Origin of the sequence: Nitrospirillum viridazoti CBAmc (assembly GCF_000730165.1) — a bacterium.
Taxonomy (GTDB): domain Bacteria; phylum Pseudomonadota; class Alphaproteobacteria; order Azospirillales; family Azospirillaceae; genus Nitrospirillum; species Nitrospirillum viridazoti.
Window position 1 is genome coordinate 171,487 of sequence record NZ_CP022113.1, and the last position, 18,112, is coordinate 189,598.

The window sequence follows — 18,112 nt, forward strand, 5'->3', positions numbered from 1 at the left end:
GGACGCCATCCCCTGTGACGGCTGCGTCCAGTGCTGTCGGAACGACCAGGTGATCCTGCATCCCGAGGCTGGCGACGACCTGGGGTTCTACCTGTGGGAGCCGATCGTTTCCGCGCTCTATCCTGGCCGGACCGTGCCGGCGCTGAAGCGCAACCCCGCCACCGGCGATTGCGTCTACCTGGTCGAAACCGGGTGCTCCATCCACGCCCGGCGGCCCTCGGTCTGCCGCCGCTTCCACTGCGCCCGTACGGCGTTGGCGCTGGAGCGCCTGCCCCGCCGGGTCCGCAAGATCCTGTTGCGGCGTGGGGACGTGTTTGACGACGCCCTGCTGGCGCGCGGCCGCGACCGGCTGCAACGCGCCCGCGAGATGGGGCTGGAACAAGTGCTGGACACCGACCAGCAGGTGGCGGCGTTTGAGCGCATCGCGGAGATGCCGCCTCCAAAGCCGGTCCCCCCTAGGCGACGCTAAGCGCCTTTGGGCGAGATCCGATCACCCATGATCGTGTTCCGCTCAATGGGCACCGTGGACCACCCGGATTTCGGCGTAGGAGCGCAAGCCGGCCACGCCCATGCCCCGCCCGATGCCAGATTCCTTGAAGCCGCCGAACGGCAGGTCGGGTGTGGCGCCGCCGTGGCCGTTGATCCAGACGGTGCCGGCTTCCAGCCGCCGGGCGACGGCCTCGGCGCGGGCCTGGTCGCCACTCCAGACCGAGGCGCCCAGGCCGAAGCGCGTGGCGTTGGCCCGCGCCACCGCTTCTTCCTCAATGTCGAAGCCCAGGATGGGCAGCACCGGCCCGAACTGTTCCTCATCCACCAGGCGCGCGCCCTCGGTGAGGCCGGTGACGATGGTGGGGGCGATGAAATAGCCCGGCCGGTCCAGGGCGCCACCCCCGGCCAGGATGCGTCCGCCCCGCGCCCGCGCGTCCTGGAGGATGGCCAGCACCTTGTCGAACTGCGGCCGGTTCTGCACCGGGCCCAAGTCGACGTCCGGCTCGAACCCGTTGCCCAGGCGCACCCGCCGCGCCTCCGCCGCCAGGGCTTCGGCCAGCGCGTCGGCGATGGCGGCCTGGGCGTAGACGCGTTTCACCGCCATGCAGATCTGGCCGCTGTTGGCGAAGGCGCTGGCGAACAGACGGGGGGCGACCGCCGCCACGTCCACATCGTCCAGGACGATGGCGGCGTCGTTGCCGCCCAGTTCCAGCGACACTCTCTTCAGGGTCGCGGCGGCGGATGCCATTACCTTCTTGCCGGTGGCGGTCGAGCCGATGAAGGCGATCTTGTCGATGCCGGGATGGGTGGTCATCCACCGTCCCAGGGCGTCGCCACCCGACAGGGTGTTGACCAGCCCGGCCGGCAGGGCGCGGGCGGCGATTTCCCCCAGGCGCAGCGTGGCCAGCGGCGTGAAGGGCGAGGGCTTCACCACCACCGCGTTGCCGGCGGCCAGGGCCTGGGCCACCATCTGCATGGCCAGGATCAGCGGCGCGTTCCAGGGCGCGATCACCCCCACCACGCCCATGGGGACGTAATCCAGGCGCACCGGCCCTTGCGGCCCCTCCCGCAGATAGCCGCCGCCGATGTCCAGCGCCGCCGTCCCCTCGATCCGGTCGGCGGCCACCGCTACCTCGCGCCGCGCGGCGGTCAGGGGCTTGCCCTGCTCCCGCGTCAGCAGGGCGGCCAGCGCCTCCGTCTCCGCGCGGATGGCGTCGGCGAAGGCGCGCATGGCCGCGCGGCGGGCGGCCGTGTCCACCTGCCGCCAGGAGAGGAAGGCCGCCCGCGCGGCGGCGACCGCCAGGTCCAGGTGCGCCTCGCTGGCGTCCGGCGCCGTCGCGAAGGGCTCACCAGTGGCGGGATCGATGACGGGAAACGCACCATCGGCGGCCATGCCTTCGCCGCCGATGGTGAGAAGGAAGGGCGCCGACATCATGACTTGCCTTCAGCCTGTCGCTGCTGGACCACCTCCAGGAACTTGCGGCTGGCGGAGATGGCGGACGGCCAGGACGCGTAAAAGGCCAGGTGGTTGATGGCCTCGCCGATCTCTTCCACCGTCAGGCCGTTGTCCAGCGCCAGGCCCAGATGGGCCGGCAGCTGCTCCGGCCGGTACATTGAGATCAGGGCGGCGATGGTGACCAGGCTGCGGTCGCGCTTGGACAGGCCCGGCCGCTCCCACACCTCGTTGTACAGAATGCGGTCGGTGTATTCGACCAAGGCCGGCACAACCGCCGCCAACTCATTTCCCTTGCCGCTGCTTGGCCTTTGCATGCGTGGCTCCCTTCCATGCCGGGGGTCTCTGATCGCGCCGGACCAAAGCCCCCTTATCGTGCGGGTTATTCGGCGCGGACGTAGTTGCCCAGGCCGGGGCGGAAGGACTTCTCGTCCAGGAACTGCTTCAGGCCCTGCTCCTTGCCGCGCTCCGGATCCACGAAATTGGTCTGGTCGACCTTGGCGGTCAGGTATTCCGACGCCTGCTCCCAGGTCATTTCGCGCGCATACTTGTAGGCCATCCGGGCCTGGCGCAGCACGGTGGGGTTCTTGCCCAGCAGCGTCCGGGCGATTTCCGCCGTCCGGGCCCGCAGCTGTTCCTTGGGCACCGCCTCGTTGGCCAGTCCCAGCGCCACGGCCTTGGCGCCGTCGAACTTCTCGCCCGACATGACATAGTACAGCGCCTGGCGGTCGCCCATCACGGTGCTGATGGCCTTGGAGACGACGCCGCCGGGGATGACGCCCCAGTTGATTTCCGACAGCCCGAACACCGCCTTTTCATCGGTGACGGCCAGGTCGCAACAGATCAGCGGCGTGAACGCGCCGCCGAAGCACCAGCCGTTGACCATGGCGATGGTCGGCTTGGCGTAGTGCATCAGGGTGCGCCATTGCCAGGCTCGCGTGGAGCGATAGGCGCGGTGGCGCTCGATATCGGATAGCCCGTCCGTGGCCCGGAAGAAGTCCTTCAGGTCCATACCGGCGGAGAAGGCCTCGCCCACCCCGGTCAGGACGACGACGCCGCAGCGGTCGTCGGTTTCCAGCGCGTCCAGCACCTCGTTCATCTCACGGGCCAGCCCGACGCTCATGGCGTTGCGCTTGGCCGGCCGGTTGAGCTGTACCCAGGCGATGCCGTCCTCAAACTCGACCAGTACTTCCTTGCCACCCGGGATGGGCTTTTCGGCAACGGGCGTCTCAATTTTCGTCATATCGGATGCCATGGCTTCCACGGGGATGCTCCTCAGTCGGCGATGAACAATGCATCAAGCGCCATGACCCCCTCGCCCTCCGCGAAGACGGTCAGGGGGTTGACGTCCACTTCTTTGATTTCGGGATGGGCTCGCAGCAGGGTGCCCAGCGCCATGACGGCGTCGGCCACAGCTTCCACGTCTCGCGGCGCTTGGCCGCGGAAGGCGCCCAGCAACTTGGCGCCGCGCATCCGTCGCAGACGCTCCAGGATCTGATCACGGCCGGCGTGGGCCGGCAGCATCTCGATGGCGTCCAGAGCCTCTACCCACACGCCGCCCAGGCCTAACACCACGAAGGCGCCCCAGTCCGGGTCGTTGCGGCCGCCAATCACCAGTTCCAGGCCCGGCCGCGCCATCTGCTCGATCAGGATGCCGTCGATAGCCCCACCAGCCCTGGCCCGATCCGCGCTGTCCGTCAGGCGCCGCCAGCCGGCGCGCAGCGCCGCTTCGTCCTTGACGCCGACGATGACGCCGCCGACTTCGCTCTTATGGGTCAGCCAGGTCGCCTGCAGCTTCATGACCAGGGGGTAGGTGATGCGCGAGGCCGCCGCGACGGCGGCCTCGACGTCCTGGACCAGCGCACCTTCGGGCACCGGGATACCTATGGCCGAAAGCAGGGCCTTGCCCTCATATTCCGGCAGGGGGCCATGCCGCGACAGCGCCGGCGCCGGGGGCGGCGGCGCTGTGCGTTCCGCGGCCCGCGCATACGCCACGGCCCGGCCGTTGACGGCGCGGAAGGCTCGCAGCGCCCGCTCCGGTGAACGGAACAGCGGCGTGCCGGTTTCGCGCAAGGGCGCGACGCAGCCGGGATCCAGCGGCGATTCATCGCCCAGGATGGCGACGGTGACCGGCTTGGACGCCGTCAGGGCGACGGGGGCGATGGCCTCCGCCTTCGCGCGCTGCTGCCAGGGACCGCCGCCGGCCATGGCCAGCAGGACGGAACCGACGGCGGGATCGGCCAGCATGGCGCTGGTGGTTTTGCCGAAGACGGACGCGTCGGAGAAGCCGGCGGTGCCGACATCCAGAGGATTGCTGATCTCGCATTGCGGCGGCAGCAGCTGGCGCAAGGTGTCCGCCGTGTCCCTACCCAGGGCCGCCACCTCCAGGCTGATCTTCTCACAGAAATCGAGGCTGAGGCCCCGCACCGCGCCGGAATTGGTGATGACGCCGACCCTGCCTTGTGTCGGCTCGGGGAACCGGTAGAGGATGGCGGCGGCGTCGAACAGTTCGTCCATGGTTTCGACCAGGACGACGCCTTCATCCTCCACCGCCGTCTTCATGGCAGCGTAGTCGCTGACCATGGCGCCGGTATGTGACAGCGCCGCCGCCCGGCCTGACGCGCTGGCGCCGGGATGAACCATCAGGATGGGCCGGCCGGCCTCCCGCGCCACCCGCGCCGCCGCCAGGAAGGCGGCCGGGTCGCGGATCTGCTCGACATAGGCGGCGATCAGGCCCACGCCTTCGTCCACCAGATGGCGGATGACATGGTCGATGCGGACGACCGCCTCATTGCCGGTGGTGACCACGTGCGAAATCCGCGCGCCGCGCGCCAGCAGGGCGGACCGGATGTTGGACGCCATGGCGCCGCTCTGGGCCACCACCGCGGCATGCGGCGGGCCGGCCATCGGCTGGAAGTCCAGCGATTCAAAGCTGAGCGCCGCGCCGTTGGCGTAGTTGACGAAGCCCAGGCAGTTGGGGCCCAGCAGCGCCAGGCCGCCGGTCCGGCACATAGCCGCGATTTCCTCCTGCTCGCGACGACCTTCCTCTCCCGCTTCGCCGAAGCCGGCGGCGAAAACGACGGCGCCGCCCACGCCTCGTTCGATGCAGGCCCCGATCGCCTCGCGCACCGCCTTGTGTGGCACGTTCAGAACCGCGACATCGACGCCGTGGGGCAGGTCGTGCAGCGATTTCAGGCAGGGAACGCCATTGATCTCGGTGCGCGTCGGGCTGACCAGGTACAGCGGCCCGGTGAAACCGGACCCCGCGATGTTGCGCAAAACGGCGCCGCCCAGCGACGCGGGCTCGGGCGAGGCGCCCGCCACGGCGACCGAGCGTGGCTGCAGCAGGCGTGTCAAATCCAGTTGGGGGGCCCGCATTCAGACCTCCCCCCGGCCGACGCGGAACGGGGCGACCTTGTCCATCGCCGCCTTCAGCGCGTTCTTGTACATGACCATGTCGGACTGCCAGGCGATGTAGCGGGCGCCGCGCCCGACCCAGGCCTTCAGGCCGTCGGGGCTGCTGGCCACCACGCCGTAGTGCTTGCCGGCGCGGGCGCAGGCTGCAACGACCTCATCCACCACCTTGGCCACGTCGGGATGGTCCGGCTCGCCCGGATGGCCCAGGGACTGGCTGAGATCGCCGGTGCCGATGAAGGCGACGTCCAGTTGGTCCAGGGCGCACAGCGCGTCGATGTCGGCGGCCATGCGCGCGTTCTCGACATGGACGGCGATCAGCGTGTCGCGATTGGCTTGCTCGATGTAGGTCTTGGCCGGGGTGTAGGCGTAGTCGCCCGCCCGGCAGCCGGGGGCCCAGCCGCGCTCGCCCAACGGGTGGTATTTGGCCCGGCGGATGACGGCGCCGGCCTCGGCGGCCGAGCTCAGCGATGGCACCTGCACGCCGCTGGCCCCACTATCCAGGGCGTGCAGGATGGTGGCCTCGCCGGCATCGCTGGTGCGGACGATGGCGCTCATCCCCACCAGCTGCGCCGCGCGGATCAGGTCCTCGACCTCGCCATGCGTGAAGTTCGCGTGTTCGGTATCGATGATGATGAAGTCAAAGCCGGCGAGGCCGATCATCTCCACCAAATTCGCGGACGCGAACTTGACGAACGTGCCGATGACGACCTCGCCCTTTTCCAGGCGCCGTTTGGCTAGGCTATTGATCACAAAGCACCTCCCGCCTGCGACGTCTCTTGGGACCGGACGTCTGCCGCCCGGTCATCCAATGCAAACGTGGATGGGGAATCAAATGCTGATTGATGCCTTGTCCGATAACGGCCCGGTATCGGAGGGCGCTGCCTACGGACCGATGCCGTGGCGGTATCGGAGCGCTGGTCAAAAAGAATTAGACGGCTAACGATGTAGCGGTCCTACTGTTCTCATAAACTATTGCCGGGAATTTCAAGAAAGCTCCGCCGGGCCTCCATGTCGCTTGGACGTGTAGCATCTTGAAGAGCGTGTGGGAGGCGGCGTGTACGGAAAGAACGACTTGCGGGCTTCATTGGCGCCGTCGGCGGAAAAGGTGGCCATGACCCCTTTCAAGCCGGCCTCTTACGGTCGCTTCTATGAAGAGATGCCGGTGGAGGAGAGCGAATTGGCTTCCACCTGGCTGACGCGTGGCCAGAACCTGATCGTGGCCTACAGCGCCGTGCGTTCCGGCGCGGTGCTGGCGCGCTCAGGCCAGATCGATGAATACGCCGTCGTCCTTCCCGACGCGGGTTTGAGTGTTGAGATTACGGCCGGCGGCCAGACGGAGACGGCGCACGGGCCGTGCGTGGCCTTCATCCCGCCCGGCGACAGCAGCGTCCGCGCGCTGGGCGACGGCGGCCTCTATCGGCTGATCACCACCCGGTCGGCGGATCTGGCGGCCCGTTGCGCCAACGCCGGCGACTTCGCCACGCCCGATCTGAACGTTCCGGAGTTCACGCCCTGGCCCGACCCGGTCGGCGGCTGGCGCATTCGGGTCTATTCCGGCGACGTGCCGTCGCAGCCGGGCCGCTTCGGCAGAATCTACCGCTGCACCACCATCATGGTGAACCTGACCAGCGGCCGCGCGGGTCCCCGCGACCCGGCCGACTTGTCACCCCACCACCATGATGATTTCGAGCAGTATTCCATCGCCACGGCGGGCGAATTCATCCACCACCTGCGCTGGCCCTGGACGGGGAACAGCGCGCACTGGCTGGAGGACCAACATGCCTACTGCGCGGCGCCGTCGGTCGCGGTGATACCACCGCCGGCGACCCATACCTCGCAGGGGATGAGCACCGGCCTCAACCGCCTGGCGGACGTTTTCTGCCCGCCGCGCCACGATTTCTCCGCCCGCGAGGGCTGGGTGCTGAACGCGGCCGACTATCCGGCGCCGGACCCGGCGCCATAAACAGGAACCCCAAATACGAACCGCGGCCAGCGCGGCGCATCTGAAAACGGGAGGATAGAGTATGACGGATCGCAGGATTGACGATCTGCTGGTCGGTGCCGTGGATCTGCATTGCCACAGCGGCCCTTCGGTCATGCCGCGCCGGCTGAACCATGTCGAGGCCATCAGGGACGCCGAGGCCGCCGGCCTGCGGGCCATCCTGTTCAAGGATCACTATTATTCGGTGACGCCCGTGGCCGAGCTGCTGAAGGAGACGATGAATCCCAAGATTCAACTCCTGACCGGCGTTCCACTGAATAACACCACGGGCGGCCTGAACCCCTACGCGGTGGAGCATGGCTTCAAGCTAGGCGCCCGCTTGGTGTGGATGCCCACCTTCTCCGCCGCCAACCACATCCGCCATTCGCATCGGCGCCAGTTCCTGCCCACGAAGGACCAGATGCTGCCGCCGCGCGCCCTGACCGTGGTGGATGATCGCGGCGCGCTGCTGGACGAGGTCAAGGTCATCCTGGACCAGATCGCGCAGTATGACGCCATCCTCTCCGCCGGCCATCTGCACATCAGCGAGATCTGGCCGCTGTTCGCCGAGGCGAAGACGCGGGGAGTCAAGCGCCTGCTGGTCAACCATCCCACCTTCCTCATCGGCTGCGGCCCGGCCGACATGAAGGAACTGGCCGGCATGGGCGCCTATCTGGAGCATTCGTGCTGCATGTGGGCCGGCGTCCAGGGCAAGAACTACACCGCCGACAGCTTGAACCAGGTGATCAAGGCCGGCGGCGTGGACAGCACCATCATCGGCTCCGACCTGGGCCAGGTGGGCAACCCAACGCCGGTGGAAGGGTTCCGCCATGTCATCGGCATGTGTATCGAGTTGGGCTATTCCGACGACGACATCCGCAAGATGATCAGCCTGAACGCCAGCCGGCTGGTCGGGTTGGACGAACCGGCGCGTGAGCAATCCGCCGCGGAGTGATCCTGGCCGGCGGCGGGGAACGCCGCCGCGCCACAATAAAAATCCAGACCAGGGAGGTACCGAGCATGCCGGCCAATCCGCTTGACGCCATCGCCGTCACGCCGATGCGTTTGCGGCAGTACGTCATCGTTGCGCTGTGCTGCTTGATCAATGTCACCGAGGGTTACGACATGATGTCGGCGGCCTACACGGCGCCGTTGTTCTCCGCCGAATGGGCCGTGCCCAAGGCGACCCTGGGCCTGCTGTTCAGCATGGGGTCGCTGGGCTTGGCGCTTGGCGCGTTCGTGGCGGCGCCCCTGGGGGAACGGCTGGGTCGGCGCGGCGTGACGCTGATCGCCCTGGTCGCCATCACCATCGCGCATGGCCTGTCGTCGATCGCCGCTTCCATTGAGGTGCTGATGGCCCTGCGCTTCCTGATGGGGGCGGGGTTGGGCATCCTGGTCGTCAGCCTGAACGTGCTGGTGTCCGAGTTCGCCAACAACCAGCGGCGCAACCTCATGCTGTCGATGCTGCACACCGGCTTCACCATTGGCATGATGATCGGGGGGGCGGTCGCCGGCTTCCTGCTGGTGCCGTACGGCTGGCGGTCGGTCTACGTCTTCGGCATGGGCATGAACGCCGTGCTGCTGCTGGCGTTGGCCCTGTTCATGTGGGAATCACCCGCTTATCTGGTGTCGGCGCAGCCCCGGGGCGCCCTGGCCCGCATCAACCGGATCCTGGCCGGCCTCGGCCTCGATCCGCTGGTTGAACTGCCGCCGCGGCCCGAGCGGGCGCGGAAGGAGAATGGCGCGGTCGCCCTGCTGGCCAAGGATGCCTGGCGGCTGTCCGTCCTGATGTGGCTGGCCTCCTTCATCTATGCCTTGGTCGGCTATTTCCTGCTGAACTGGAAGCCGACGGTGCTGGTGGAGGCCGGGCTGACGCCGACGCAGGCCAGCTTCTCCGGTGTGCTGCAGGGCATCGTCGGTGCCACCGGCCACCTCACCGTGGGCGCGTTTTCCCGCCGCGTGGGTGAGGCGCGCATGACCGCCATCTTCTTCATCCTGATGGGTGCGATGCTGGTCCTGTTCGGCAGCGTGCATGCCGGGGTGCCGGTGATGATCGCAATGGCCTGCGTGCTGACCTACTTCACTGTCGGCGCCTATACTGGCGTGTTCCTGACCGCCATCGCGCTCTATCCCCAGCGGCTGCGCAATTTCGGCGTGGGCTTCGTCGTCGGGTTCGGGCGCGCCGGCGCCGTCGTCGGTCCGTTGATCGGCGGCCTGCTGCTGGGGGCGGATGTGGGGCGGGCGGCTACCTTCGCCTTCTTCGCCGCCATGAGCGCGATACCGGCGGTCGCGATGCTGCCCCTGAGCCGCAAGCCCGGCCAGCCGGCCCCGCTGACCACCGCGCCGACCTGACCATACGGCACGATACGATAATCGGGGGGATGAAGGGGCTATGAGCCAGCAAGCGGGCAGGGAACCGATCTACGACGCGCACGCGCACGTCTTCACCAATGATGCGGCGCGCTATCCCATGGACACGCGCAACGCGCGGGAGGGGGAGGACAACCTGCGCCGGCGCATTGCCGCCGACCCCATAACGGCGGAGCGACTGCGGCAGTGGTGGGAAGCCAGCGGCGTCGTCGCCGGTGCGGCCGTGCAGTACAACACCATTTACAAGACCGACAACCGCTACCTGCTGGACGCCACGTACGCGCATCCGGACAAGCTGTCGGCCGTGGTGATTCTGGACGCCCAGGATCCGGAGACGCCGGCGCAACTGACCCGCATGGTGATCGAGCGGGGGATCGTGGGCCTGCGCCTGTTCGGTTATCCCGACGCCACCGGCGCCTATCCCTGGCTGGATTCCGAGGCGGCGCTCCGCACCTGGGCGGTCGCCGACCGCTTTGGCCTGACCATGGTGGTGATGTACGCCCCGGGCGTGGCCTCGCCCGCCCCGCTGGCCCGCGTCGGCAGCCTGGCCCGCCGATTTCCGCGCCTGCGTATCGCGCTGGACCATTTCGGCTGGCCGGGCGGTGGCGACCCTCAGCAGCTGGGCCTGGTGCCGGTGCTGGAGGCCATGCGGAAGCATCGCAACGTCTACTATAAGCTGACGACCATCAATTTCCGCATGTTCGACCAAGCCGGCGTGGACCATGCGGCCTTCGTCCGCCGCGCGGTGGACGTCATGGGGGCAGACCACGTCATGTGGGGCTCCGACGTCGGCAACACCCAAGAAAGTTACGAGAGCATGGCCGCGCAGGCGCGCGCGTCGGCGGTGCTCCTCGATGAGACGGAGCGGCGGCTGTTCCTGTGCGACACGGCGCGCAGCCTGTTCCAGCGCGGCGACAGGTAAGCGCCATGACGGTTGAGCGCCCCTTTGCCGAACCGCCCATCGTCGATGCGCATGCCCACATCCTGACACGGCGCATGCCATTGCGGGACGATGCCTGGATCCGGCCGGACTATGATTACACGGCCGAGGATTTCCTGGAGGACCTGGACCGGCACGGCATCGCCTTCGGGATCGTCACCGCTGCCAGCCTCTACGGCGATTACAACGACTACACCCTGTTGGCGCTGGGGCGGTACCGGCGCCTGCGCGCGACGGTGATGCTGCAGCCCGACACCGACCTGGCGACCCTGCGCCACCTGCGGGACCAGGGCGTCGTGGGCGTGCGCATGCAGTGGAAGGTAGACCAGGCGCCGCCCGACTTGCGCAGCTATCCCTACCTGAAATTCCTTAATCGCCTGGCCGACTGCGGCATGCATGTCGAGTTGAACGCCAGCGCCGTCCAATTGGCCATCGTGCTGCCGGCGTTGGAAGCGCACGGCGTCAACGTCGTGGTCGATCACTTCGGCCTGCTGCGTGCGCCGGAAGGTATGGAGGGCGCCGGCTTCCAGGCCATGCTGCGGGCGGTCGCGGCGGGGCGGACCTGGGTCAAGATCTCCGCGGGCTTCCGCCTGGACCCGGCGATCCGCCAGGCCTGCGCGGCGCGCCTGCTGGTGGAGGCCGGTGGGGAGCGCCTGCTGTGGGGCAGCGACGCGCCCTTTGTGGGGAAGGAAGGCGCCGTGACGTACGCGGACGCCCTTGCACACTTCCATGCGCTGGTGCCGGACCCGGCGGTGCGCCGCCAGATTTCCGACGCGGCGTTGCGTCTGTGCTTCTTCTGACGCGGGCGACCGCATCAAATCAGGGACCTCTTTTCCGAGTATGGGGTGGGCTCCACCGCGTGAGCGCCCTTTCCCCTTAAGGGCTTGGCTTGGGCGATTTTTGATGCCGAAACGGTATCGGTTTTGCCGATTGCGGCATTGGATTTTCGTCATCGTATAAATGAATATGAAAATAACAAACAATGAGCATCCCGAATGACCTTCATTCCGGAGCGGGGAGGGAACAGATGAGCGATAGGCTGCCTAACGATTCCAGCCAACTGTTCTTGGGCACAGGCGGTCGCCGGCCGCTGAAATATGGGGCCGTCAGCCTGCTGGCCATCAGTGCCGCGCTGGCGATGACCGCGCCGCACCAGGCCGCTGCGCAGAGTGTCCCGGCGGAAGCCAGCGCGCCTGCGGGGGACCTTGAGGAAATCATCGTGACCGGCACGCGCATTTCCGGCTTCACGGCGCCCACGCCGATGACGTCGCTGAGCGCGGTGCAACTGCAGGACAAGGCGGTCAGCACCGTCGCGGACATGCTGCTTGAAGTGCCGCAGTTGCGGATCAATCAGAACATCGGCAAGTCCAGCGAACCGATCGGTGCCTCCAACGCCGACCTCCGTGGCTTGGGCACGCAGCGCACCCTGGTGCTGATGAACGGCAACCGTGTCGGCATCACCGATCCGGCCGGGACCATCGACACCAACATCATTCCCGTGGCGTTGATCAAGAACGTCGACATCGTCACCGGGGGCGCCTCCGCCGCCTACGGTTCCGACGCCGTCGCCGGTGTGGTCAACTTCGTCCTGGACAAGGATTTCGAGGGAGCGAAGGCCGACATCTCCTACGGATCGACGGAGCATGACGACTTCCGCCGTCCGGATGTCAATTTCGCCCTGGGCCATGGCTTCGCCGACAACAAGGTGCACATCGAGGTCGCGGGCGACTTCATGCACAATTCGGGTGAGAGCAGCCAGGCGTCGCGCTCCTGGGGCGCCAACGGCACCGTGCAGTTGACCAACCCGGCCTATACCAAGACCAACGGCCAGCCGCGCCTGCTGATCGTCGACCACGGCACCTACTCGCAGATGACGGCCGGCGGCGTTGTCGGCCTGTCGGGCGGCACCAACACACTGGCGCTCAGCCTGGCCAACAAGCTGGGCTTCGCCCCGGGCACGGGCGTGCAGTTCGGGTCCGACGGCAAGCCCACCCCGTTCCAGTATGGCACCAACATCGGCGCCACCTTCATGCAGGGCGGCGGCGGCGGCTCCGCCATCAATGACGGCAACCTGCTGCCGGAGATCGACCGCAAGAGCGGTTACGGCCGGATCAGCTATCAACTGGCCGACAACATCACCCTGTTCGCGGACATGCTGTATTCGCAGGTCCACGCCAATTCGGACCTGGCGCCCAATCCCGACGTCGGCACCATCACCATCCGCAACGACAACGCCTTTCTGGATCCCAGCGTCAAGGCGGCGATGGCGTCGCTGAAACTGGCCAGCATTCCCTTCGGTCGCCTCAACTACGAGGATGGGAATTCCGAGTTCCGGACCGTGACCAAGACCCGCCGCTGGACCTTCGGCGCCGAGGGTTCCTTCGGGCGGAACTGGAACTGGAGCGTTACCGGTCAGCTGGGCCGCAACACCTATGATGAGTTCGCGGACAACAACCGCATCTCGCAGCGGTGGACTTACGGCCTGGACTCGGTGATCAACCCGGCCACGGGCCAGGCCATCTGCCGGGTGAAGCTGGCCAACCCGAACCCTACGGCGGCCCAGGACCCGTATGGCGACATCCGCAGCTGCGTGCCCATCAATCCCTTCGGTGCAGGCTCCATCAGCCAGCAGGCGCTGGGCTACTACCTCGGCACCTCGACCATCACCGCGGACATGCATCAGGACGTCTACGCAGCCAACATATCGGGCTCGCCCTTCTCCACCTGGGCGGGGCCGCTGTCGGTCGCGGCTGGCGCGGAATACCGCATCGAGAAGACGGTTCAGACCTCGGACGCGAACTCCGTGCTCAGCCGCTGGCGGTCCATCAACGGGCAGCCATTCTCCGGCGAATACAATGTGAAGGAAGCATACAGCGAGGTCGTGGTGCCGCTGGCCGAGGACATGACGCTGGCCCACAAGCTGGAGCTCAACGCCTCGGGCCGCTATACCGAGTATTCGACCAGCGGTGGCGTCTGGGCCTGGAAGTTCGGCGGCAACTACGAACCGATCGAGGACGTGCGTTTCCGTGGCACAGTGTCCCGCGACATCCGCGCGCCGAACAACTATGAGCTGTTCTCGCAAGGCAACCAGGTGATCAACGCCATCATCGACCCCCGCACCAACGTGGCGCGGCAGACGACGCAGATCACGGGCGGCAATCCCAACCTCCTGCCTGAGGAGGCGGACACCTATTCGGTGGGCGTCGTCTTCAAACCGAGATGGCTGGACGGGTTCCATGCCTCTCTCGACTACTACAACATCGAGATCAAGAATGCGATTTCCACGGTGGCGGCGCAGGACATCGTGAATTTCTGCTTCAATGGGCAGTCTGTGTTTTGCTCTGGTGTCATCCAGACGGGGGGTATCATCACCCGCGTCAACATCATCCCCTTCAACGCCAACTCCCAGCGGGCGGCGGGCGAGGACTTCGAGGCTGAGTATTCTTTCCCCCTCACCCTGCTGAACAACGATGGGGATGTGCAACTGCGGGTCCTGGCCAACCATGCCGATACGCTGACCACAACGGCGAACGGCGTATCCAACGACTATGTCGGCCTCGCCGGCATCTCACCGCCCCCGGCGGGCGTGCCGGAATGGCGCGTGAACGTCGACGCCAACTACAGCTTCGACAAGTGGAGGCTCGGGGTGGGCTATCGCTATATCTCTGGCGGCAAGTTCGACACACGCTTCAACCTGACCACCTTGGACATCGCCAACAACGACATCTCCGGCATCGGGTATTGGGACGCCAACGTCTCCTACCGGCTGAACGAGAACCTGACGATTTACGGCTCTGTCGAGAATCTGACCGATGAGGCCCCGCCGATCACGCCCAACGGCATCGTGCAGCCTACCATCGCCAACTCCCCCTTCTTCGACAATCGCGGCCGCTTTTGGGTATTGGGCGTGCGTGCACGGATGTGATCCTCCCTTGAATTCCCGTGCGCAGGGCGTCGGGGCGTTACCGCCCCGGCGCCCTTTTTTTAACGCGCAATGAAAACGGCGGCATGGGATCTCTCCTATGCCGCCGGGCGGGTGTGTCTGACGTGCTTAATCCTGCTGGCGGATCAGGTCGGCGGCCTTTTCCGCCACCATGATCACGGGGGCGTTGGTGTTGCCGCCCGGGACCGTCGGCATGATGGAGGCGTCGACGACGCGCAGGTTCTCCGCCCCGATGACGCGCAGGCTGGGATCCACCACCGCGCCGTCGCCCCGGCCCATGCGGCAGGTGCCGACGGGATGCTGGGTGATGCGCAGGTTGGCGCGGATGTAGGCGTCCAGCTCGGCGTCGCTCTGCCGCTCGGCACCCGGCCTGGCCTCCCGCAGGACGCGGGTGGCCAGGGGGCCGGCGCCGAACAGCGTGCGCACGGCGCGGATGCCCCGTCGTAGTTCGGCGAAGTCGCGCTCATGCGACAGCAGGTTCAGCTCTATGCGCGGCGTGTCCGCCATGTCCGCGGAACGCAAGGTCAGCCGTCCCCGGCTTTCCGGGTGCAGTTGGATCACCATGATCGAGAACATGTCCTGCAGCCGCTTGCCAAGGCCGGGCGTCCAGATCTTGGCGTCCAGCCGCACCGGCATGACCATCAGCTGGATGTCCGGCCGCTCAAGCTCCGGCAGCGTCCGCAGCAGGGCGGCGCAGCTGGTTATCTGGGAGGCGAACGGTCCCGTGCCCAGCAACGCCCAGCGCAGGACGGACAGGGCCGCCCGGTCCAGCCGCAATTGCTTCAGGAAGGTGTCGCCGCTGGTGGCGAAGTCCATGTAGACGATGGGGTGTTCGGACAGGTTGGCGCCCACGCCTGGGCTGTCCACCACCACCCCGATCCCGTGTTCGCGCAGCTGCGCGCCGGGGCCGACGCCGGACAGCATCAGCAGGTGGGGGGAATTGTAGGCGCCACCCGCCAGGATGACGTCGCGTCGTGCCCGCGCCTGATGAGTCGCCCCCTCGCCACGGTATTCCACGCCCACGGCGCGGCGGCCCTGGAACAGGACGCGGGTGACCTGGGCGCCTGATATCAGCCGCAGGTTCGGACGTTTCAGCGCCGGGCGCAGATAGGCCCGCGCGGCGCTGGATCGGCGGCCGCGACGGTCGACCGTCACCTCGCTCAGAGAGAAGCCCTCCTGCCGCTCACCGCTCAGGTCGTCGCTGTGCGGGAATCCGGCGGCGGCGGCCGAGGCCAGGATCTGCTCCGTCAGCAGCGCGCGGTGGCGCACGGGTGTCACCTGGATGGGGCCGTCGCCCCCGTGCCAGGGGCCTGCGCCACGCCAGCTGGTCTCCATCTTGCGGAAATAGGGCAGCACGTCGTCATAGCCCCACCCCGGGCAGCCCAGGTCGCGCCATTCGTCATAATCGCGCGCGTGGCCGCGCATGTAGATCATGCCGTTGGTGGTGGAACAGCCGCCCAGCACGCGCCCGCGCGGGAGCGGCAGGTGGCGCCCATCCAGGTTGGGCTCCGGCTCCGACATATAGCCCCAGTCCTTGGCCGGGTCGGCCATGGCCGCCATGAAGCCCAGCGGCATGGCGTGAAACGGGCTGGAATCCGGGCCGCCGGCCTCGATCAGCAGGACGCTGCGGCGCCCATCCTCACTAAGGCGGTTGGCCAGCACGCATCCCGCTGATCCGGCGCCGACGATGATATGGTCGAAGTCCTGAGTCACCGCTCCCTCACGCCTCCTTGGCCCCGTTTCTTGGAACGAGTTGTTGCATAATAACGGAATATGTTCAACAATAGCAAACGACAGCGATGCCCATGGCGCCTGAACGGGCCCTTCCTGAACGGCCTGCGCCGTGAGGTAAGCTGTCCCCTCATCATACCCAGACGGTGGAAAATGCCGGATATCGTGGCGGATCAGAATGCCCTGGAGAATGCACGGCGTTTCGCGGGCAAGGAACATGGGCTGTTCATCGATGGCGTCTGGCGGGAGCCACGGTCGGGGTCCGCCTTTGAGATGCGCAATCCCGGCGACGGCACGCTGCTGGGCCAAGCCGCCAAGGGCGAGGCGGCGGACGTCGACCTGGCGGTGCGCGCGGCACGGACGGCGCTGGAGGGTGTTTGGGCGGACACCAAGCCGGCGGAACGTGCCCGCCTGCTGTGGCGCCTGGCCGACGCGATCGAGGCTCACGCCGACGATTTCGCACTGCTGGAAACGCTGAACAACGGCAAGCCGCTACGCGACGCGCGCCTGTTCGATGTGCCGCACGCCATAGAGACGCTGCGCTACAATTCCGGTTGGGCGACCAAGCTGGGCGGCGACACCATCAATCTCTCCGGTCCCGGGACCTGGCACGCTTTCACGGTGCGGGAACCGATCGGCGTCGTGGCGGCCATCGTGCCGTGGAACGCGCCCTTCGCCATGTCGGTGGCCAAGATGGCGCCGGCACTGGCCGCCGGCTGTACCCTCATCCTGAAGCCGGCGGAGCAGACGCCCCTGACGGCGCTGCGGCTGGCCCACCTGGTGGAGGAGGTCGGCTTCCCCAAGGGCGTGTTCAACCTCGTGACCGGCTTTGGTGAAACGGCGGGGGCCGCCCTTGTGGAACATCCCGGCGTCGACAAGGTGACGTTCACCGGCTCCACCGAGGTCGGCCGCCACATCGTCCGCGCGGCGGCGGGCAACTTCAAGCGCGTGACGTTGGAACTGGGCGGCAAGACCCCGGTCATCGTCATGCCCGACGCCGACATCACGCGCGCAATCGAGGGCGCCGCCCGCTCCATCTTCACCAACGCCGGCCAGGTTTGCAACGCGGGTTCCCGCCTGTTCGCGCATGAGAGCGTGTTCGACGCCCTGGTGGAGGGCGTGGCCGAGCATGCCGGAAAGCTGCGCGTCGGCCCGGGCCTGGATCCCGCAACCCAGATGGGGCCGGTGGTGTCCCAGGAACAGAAGGACCGCGTCCTGGGCTATATCGAAGCGGGGGTGAGGGAGGGCGCCCGCATCAGCGGGCAGGGAACCGCGGCTTCGGGCCCCGGATACTTCGTGCCGCCGACGGTGCTGACGGGGACCCTGCCGACCATGTCCGTGGTGCGGGAGGAAATCTTCGGGCCGGTCCTATGCGCCATGTCGTTCAGCGACGGCGACCTGGACGCCATCGCGGCCCGCGCCAACGATACCGACTATGGCCTGGGCGCCATCGTCTGGACACAGAACCTCAGCGCCGCGCACCGGCTGTCGCGCAAGCTGAAGGCCGGCACGGTGCGGGTCAATGGCGGCGGGCTGGATCCGGCACTGCCATTCGGTGGGTTCAAGCAATCCGGCTGGGGCCGAGAGAACGGCCGCGACGGCATCGAAGCCTACACGGAGCTGAAATCCATCGCCATCGCGCTTTGATATAATGGCTCCCTCAGGCGCCGGGCGGCTGCATCCGCAGCCTTGGCTTCCTTGGTTTCCAGTCCACTGCGTTCCCCGGAAACCTCCGGCGGATGCAGTCGCATCCTACGGCGGCATGAGGGCGCCCTCATGCCGCCAGCA

Annotated in this window: 14 protein-coding genes; 8 read left to right on the forward strand and 6 right to left on the reverse strand. The window is 67.3% G+C overall.

Annotation, left to right across the window (positions count from 1 at the left end; all coding sequences use genetic code 11):
* The first annotated feature begins 49 nt into the window (after positions 1-49).
* Positions 50-469 (forward strand): YkgJ family cysteine cluster protein, encoded by a 420-nt coding sequence (locus Y958_RS28920; protein WP_211098834.1) that lies wholly within the window; start codon positions 50-52, stop codon positions 467-469.
* Between the two features lie 42 nt (positions 470-511).
* Here Y958_RS28920 and Y958_RS28925 read toward each other — a convergent pair whose 3' ends face one another.
* The 5 genes from Y958_RS28925 to Y958_RS28945 form a co-directional block, all read right to left on the reverse strand.
* Positions 512-1,924: an aldehyde dehydrogenase family protein gene (locus Y958_RS28925; protein WP_244909743.1), complete on the reverse strand. Its 1,413-nt coding sequence runs from the start codon at positions 1,922-1,924 to the stop codon at positions 512-514.
* The gene (locus Y958_RS28930; protein WP_088875393.1) at positions 1,921-2,259 is read right to left on the reverse strand and encodes a carboxymuconolactone decarboxylase family protein; all 339 of its coding nucleotides are present in this window, start codon (positions 2,257-2,259) and stop codon (positions 1,921-1,923) included. Before Y958_RS28930 ends, Y958_RS28925 begins: the two co-directional genes overlap by 4 nt.
* 65 nt (positions 2,260-2,324) lie before the next feature.
* Entirely contained in the window at positions 2,325-3,185 is an 861-nt protein-coding gene (locus Y958_RS28935; RefSeq protein WP_088875394.1) for a p-hydroxycinnamoyl CoA hydratase/lyase, read from the reverse strand.
* Positions 3,186-3,217: 32 nt separating this feature from the next.
* The gene (locus Y958_RS28940; RefSeq protein ID WP_088875395.1) at positions 3,218-5,320 is read right to left on the reverse strand and encodes an acetate--CoA ligase family protein; all 2,103 of its coding nucleotides are present in this window, start codon (positions 5,318-5,320) and stop codon (positions 3,218-3,220) included.
* Complete coding sequence (locus Y958_RS28945; RefSeq protein ID WP_088875396.1) at positions 5,321-6,109, reverse strand: HpcH/HpaI aldolase family protein; 789 nt, start codon at positions 6,107-6,109, stop codon at positions 5,321-5,323.
* 361 nt (positions 6,110-6,470) lie between these two features.
* On the opposite strand from Y958_RS28945, the gene Y958_RS28950 reads away from it, so the two are divergent.
* From Y958_RS28950 to Y958_RS28975, 6 genes are all read left to right on the forward strand, one after another.
* Positions 6,471-7,322 carry a hypothetical protein gene (locus tag Y958_RS28950; protein WP_244909744.1) on the forward strand — a complete coding sequence of 284 codons (852 nt, stop codon included), beginning with the start codon at positions 6,471-6,473 and terminating at the stop codon, positions 7,320-7,322.
* 61 nt (positions 7,323-7,383) lie between these two features.
* Entirely contained in the window at positions 7,384-8,295 is a 912-nt protein-coding gene (locus Y958_RS28955; protein WP_088875398.1) for a DUF6282 family protein, read from the forward strand.
* A gap of 65 nt (positions 8,296-8,360) precedes the next feature.
* Entirely contained in the window at positions 8,361-9,692 is a 1,332-nt protein-coding gene (locus Y958_RS28960; protein ID WP_088875399.1) for an MFS transporter, read from the forward strand.
* A 40-nt stretch (positions 9,693-9,732) separates the two neighbouring features.
* On the forward strand, positions 9,733-10,632 hold the full coding sequence (locus tag Y958_RS28965; RefSeq protein ID WP_088875400.1) for an amidohydrolase family protein: 900 nt from the start codon (positions 9,733-9,735) through the stop codon (positions 10,630-10,632).
* Positions 10,633-10,637: 5 nt separating this feature from the next.
* Positions 10,638-11,450, forward strand: a complete 813-nt coding sequence (locus Y958_RS28970) for an amidohydrolase family protein (RefSeq protein WP_088875401.1) — start codon at positions 10,638-10,640, stop codon at positions 11,448-11,450.
* A 227-nt stretch (positions 11,451-11,677) separates the two neighbouring features.
* A complete protein-coding gene (locus Y958_RS28975; protein WP_211098835.1) occupies positions 11,678-14,575 on the forward strand; it encodes a TonB-dependent receptor domain-containing protein in 2,898 nt (965 codons plus the stop codon).
* 126 nt (positions 14,576-14,701) lie between these two features.
* On the opposite strand, the gene Y958_RS28980 is transcribed toward Y958_RS28975, so the two are convergent.
* Complete coding sequence (locus Y958_RS28980) at positions 14,702-16,306, reverse strand: GMC family oxidoreductase (protein ID WP_088875402.1); 1,605 nt, start codon at positions 16,304-16,306, stop codon at positions 14,702-14,704.
* Positions 16,307-16,489: 183 nt separating this feature from the next.
* Between Y958_RS28980 and Y958_RS28985 the strand changes: the two genes are divergently transcribed.
* Positions 16,490-17,971 carry an aldehyde dehydrogenase family protein gene (locus Y958_RS28985; RefSeq protein WP_244909745.1) on the forward strand — a complete coding sequence of 494 codons (1,482 nt, stop codon included), beginning with the start codon at positions 16,490-16,492 and terminating at the stop codon, positions 17,969-17,971.
* The last annotated feature ends 141 nt before the right edge of the window (positions 17,972-18,112 follow it).

What these genes read in the sequence shown, in the direction of transcription:
- Y958_RS28955 (WP_088875398.1), top strand. Translation starts at nt 7,384, where the DNA reads ATGACGGATCGCAGGATTGACGATCTGCTGGTCGGTGCCGTGGATCTG.
- Y958_RS28970 (WP_088875401.1), top strand. Translation starts at nt 10,638, where the DNA reads ATGACGGTTGAGCGCCCCTTTGCCGAACCGCCCATCGTCGATGCGCAT.
- Y958_RS28925 (WP_244909743.1), bottom strand. Translation starts at nt 1,924, where the DNA reads ATGATGTCGGCGCCCTTCCTTCTCACCATCGGCGGCGAAGGCATGGCC.
- Y958_RS28975 (WP_211098835.1), top strand. Translation starts at nt 11,678, where the DNA reads ATGAGCGATAGGCTGCCTAACGATTCCAGCCAACTGTTCTTGGGCACA.
- Y958_RS28935 (WP_088875394.1), bottom strand. Translation starts at nt 3,185, where the DNA reads ATGACGAAAATTGAGACGCCCGTTGCCGAAAAGCCCATCCCGGGTGGC.
- Y958_RS28930 (WP_088875393.1), bottom strand. Translation starts at nt 2,259, where the DNA reads ATGCAAAGGCCAAGCAGCGGCAAGGGAAATGAGTTGGCGGCGGTTGTG.
- Y958_RS28950 (WP_244909744.1), top strand. Translation starts at nt 6,471, where the DNA reads ATGACCCCTTTCAAGCCGGCCTCTTACGGTCGCTTCTATGAAGAGATG.
- Y958_RS28940 (WP_088875395.1), bottom strand. Translation starts at nt 5,320, where the DNA reads ATGCGGGCCCCCCAACTGGATTTGACACGCCTGCTGCAGCCACGCTCG.
- Y958_RS28965 (WP_088875400.1), top strand. Translation starts at nt 9,733, where the DNA reads ATGAGCCAGCAAGCGGGCAGGGAACCGATCTACGACGCGCACGCGCAC.
- Y958_RS28960 (WP_088875399.1), top strand. Translation starts at nt 8,361, where the DNA reads ATGCCGGCCAATCCGCTTGACGCCATCGCCGTCACGCCGATGCGTTTG.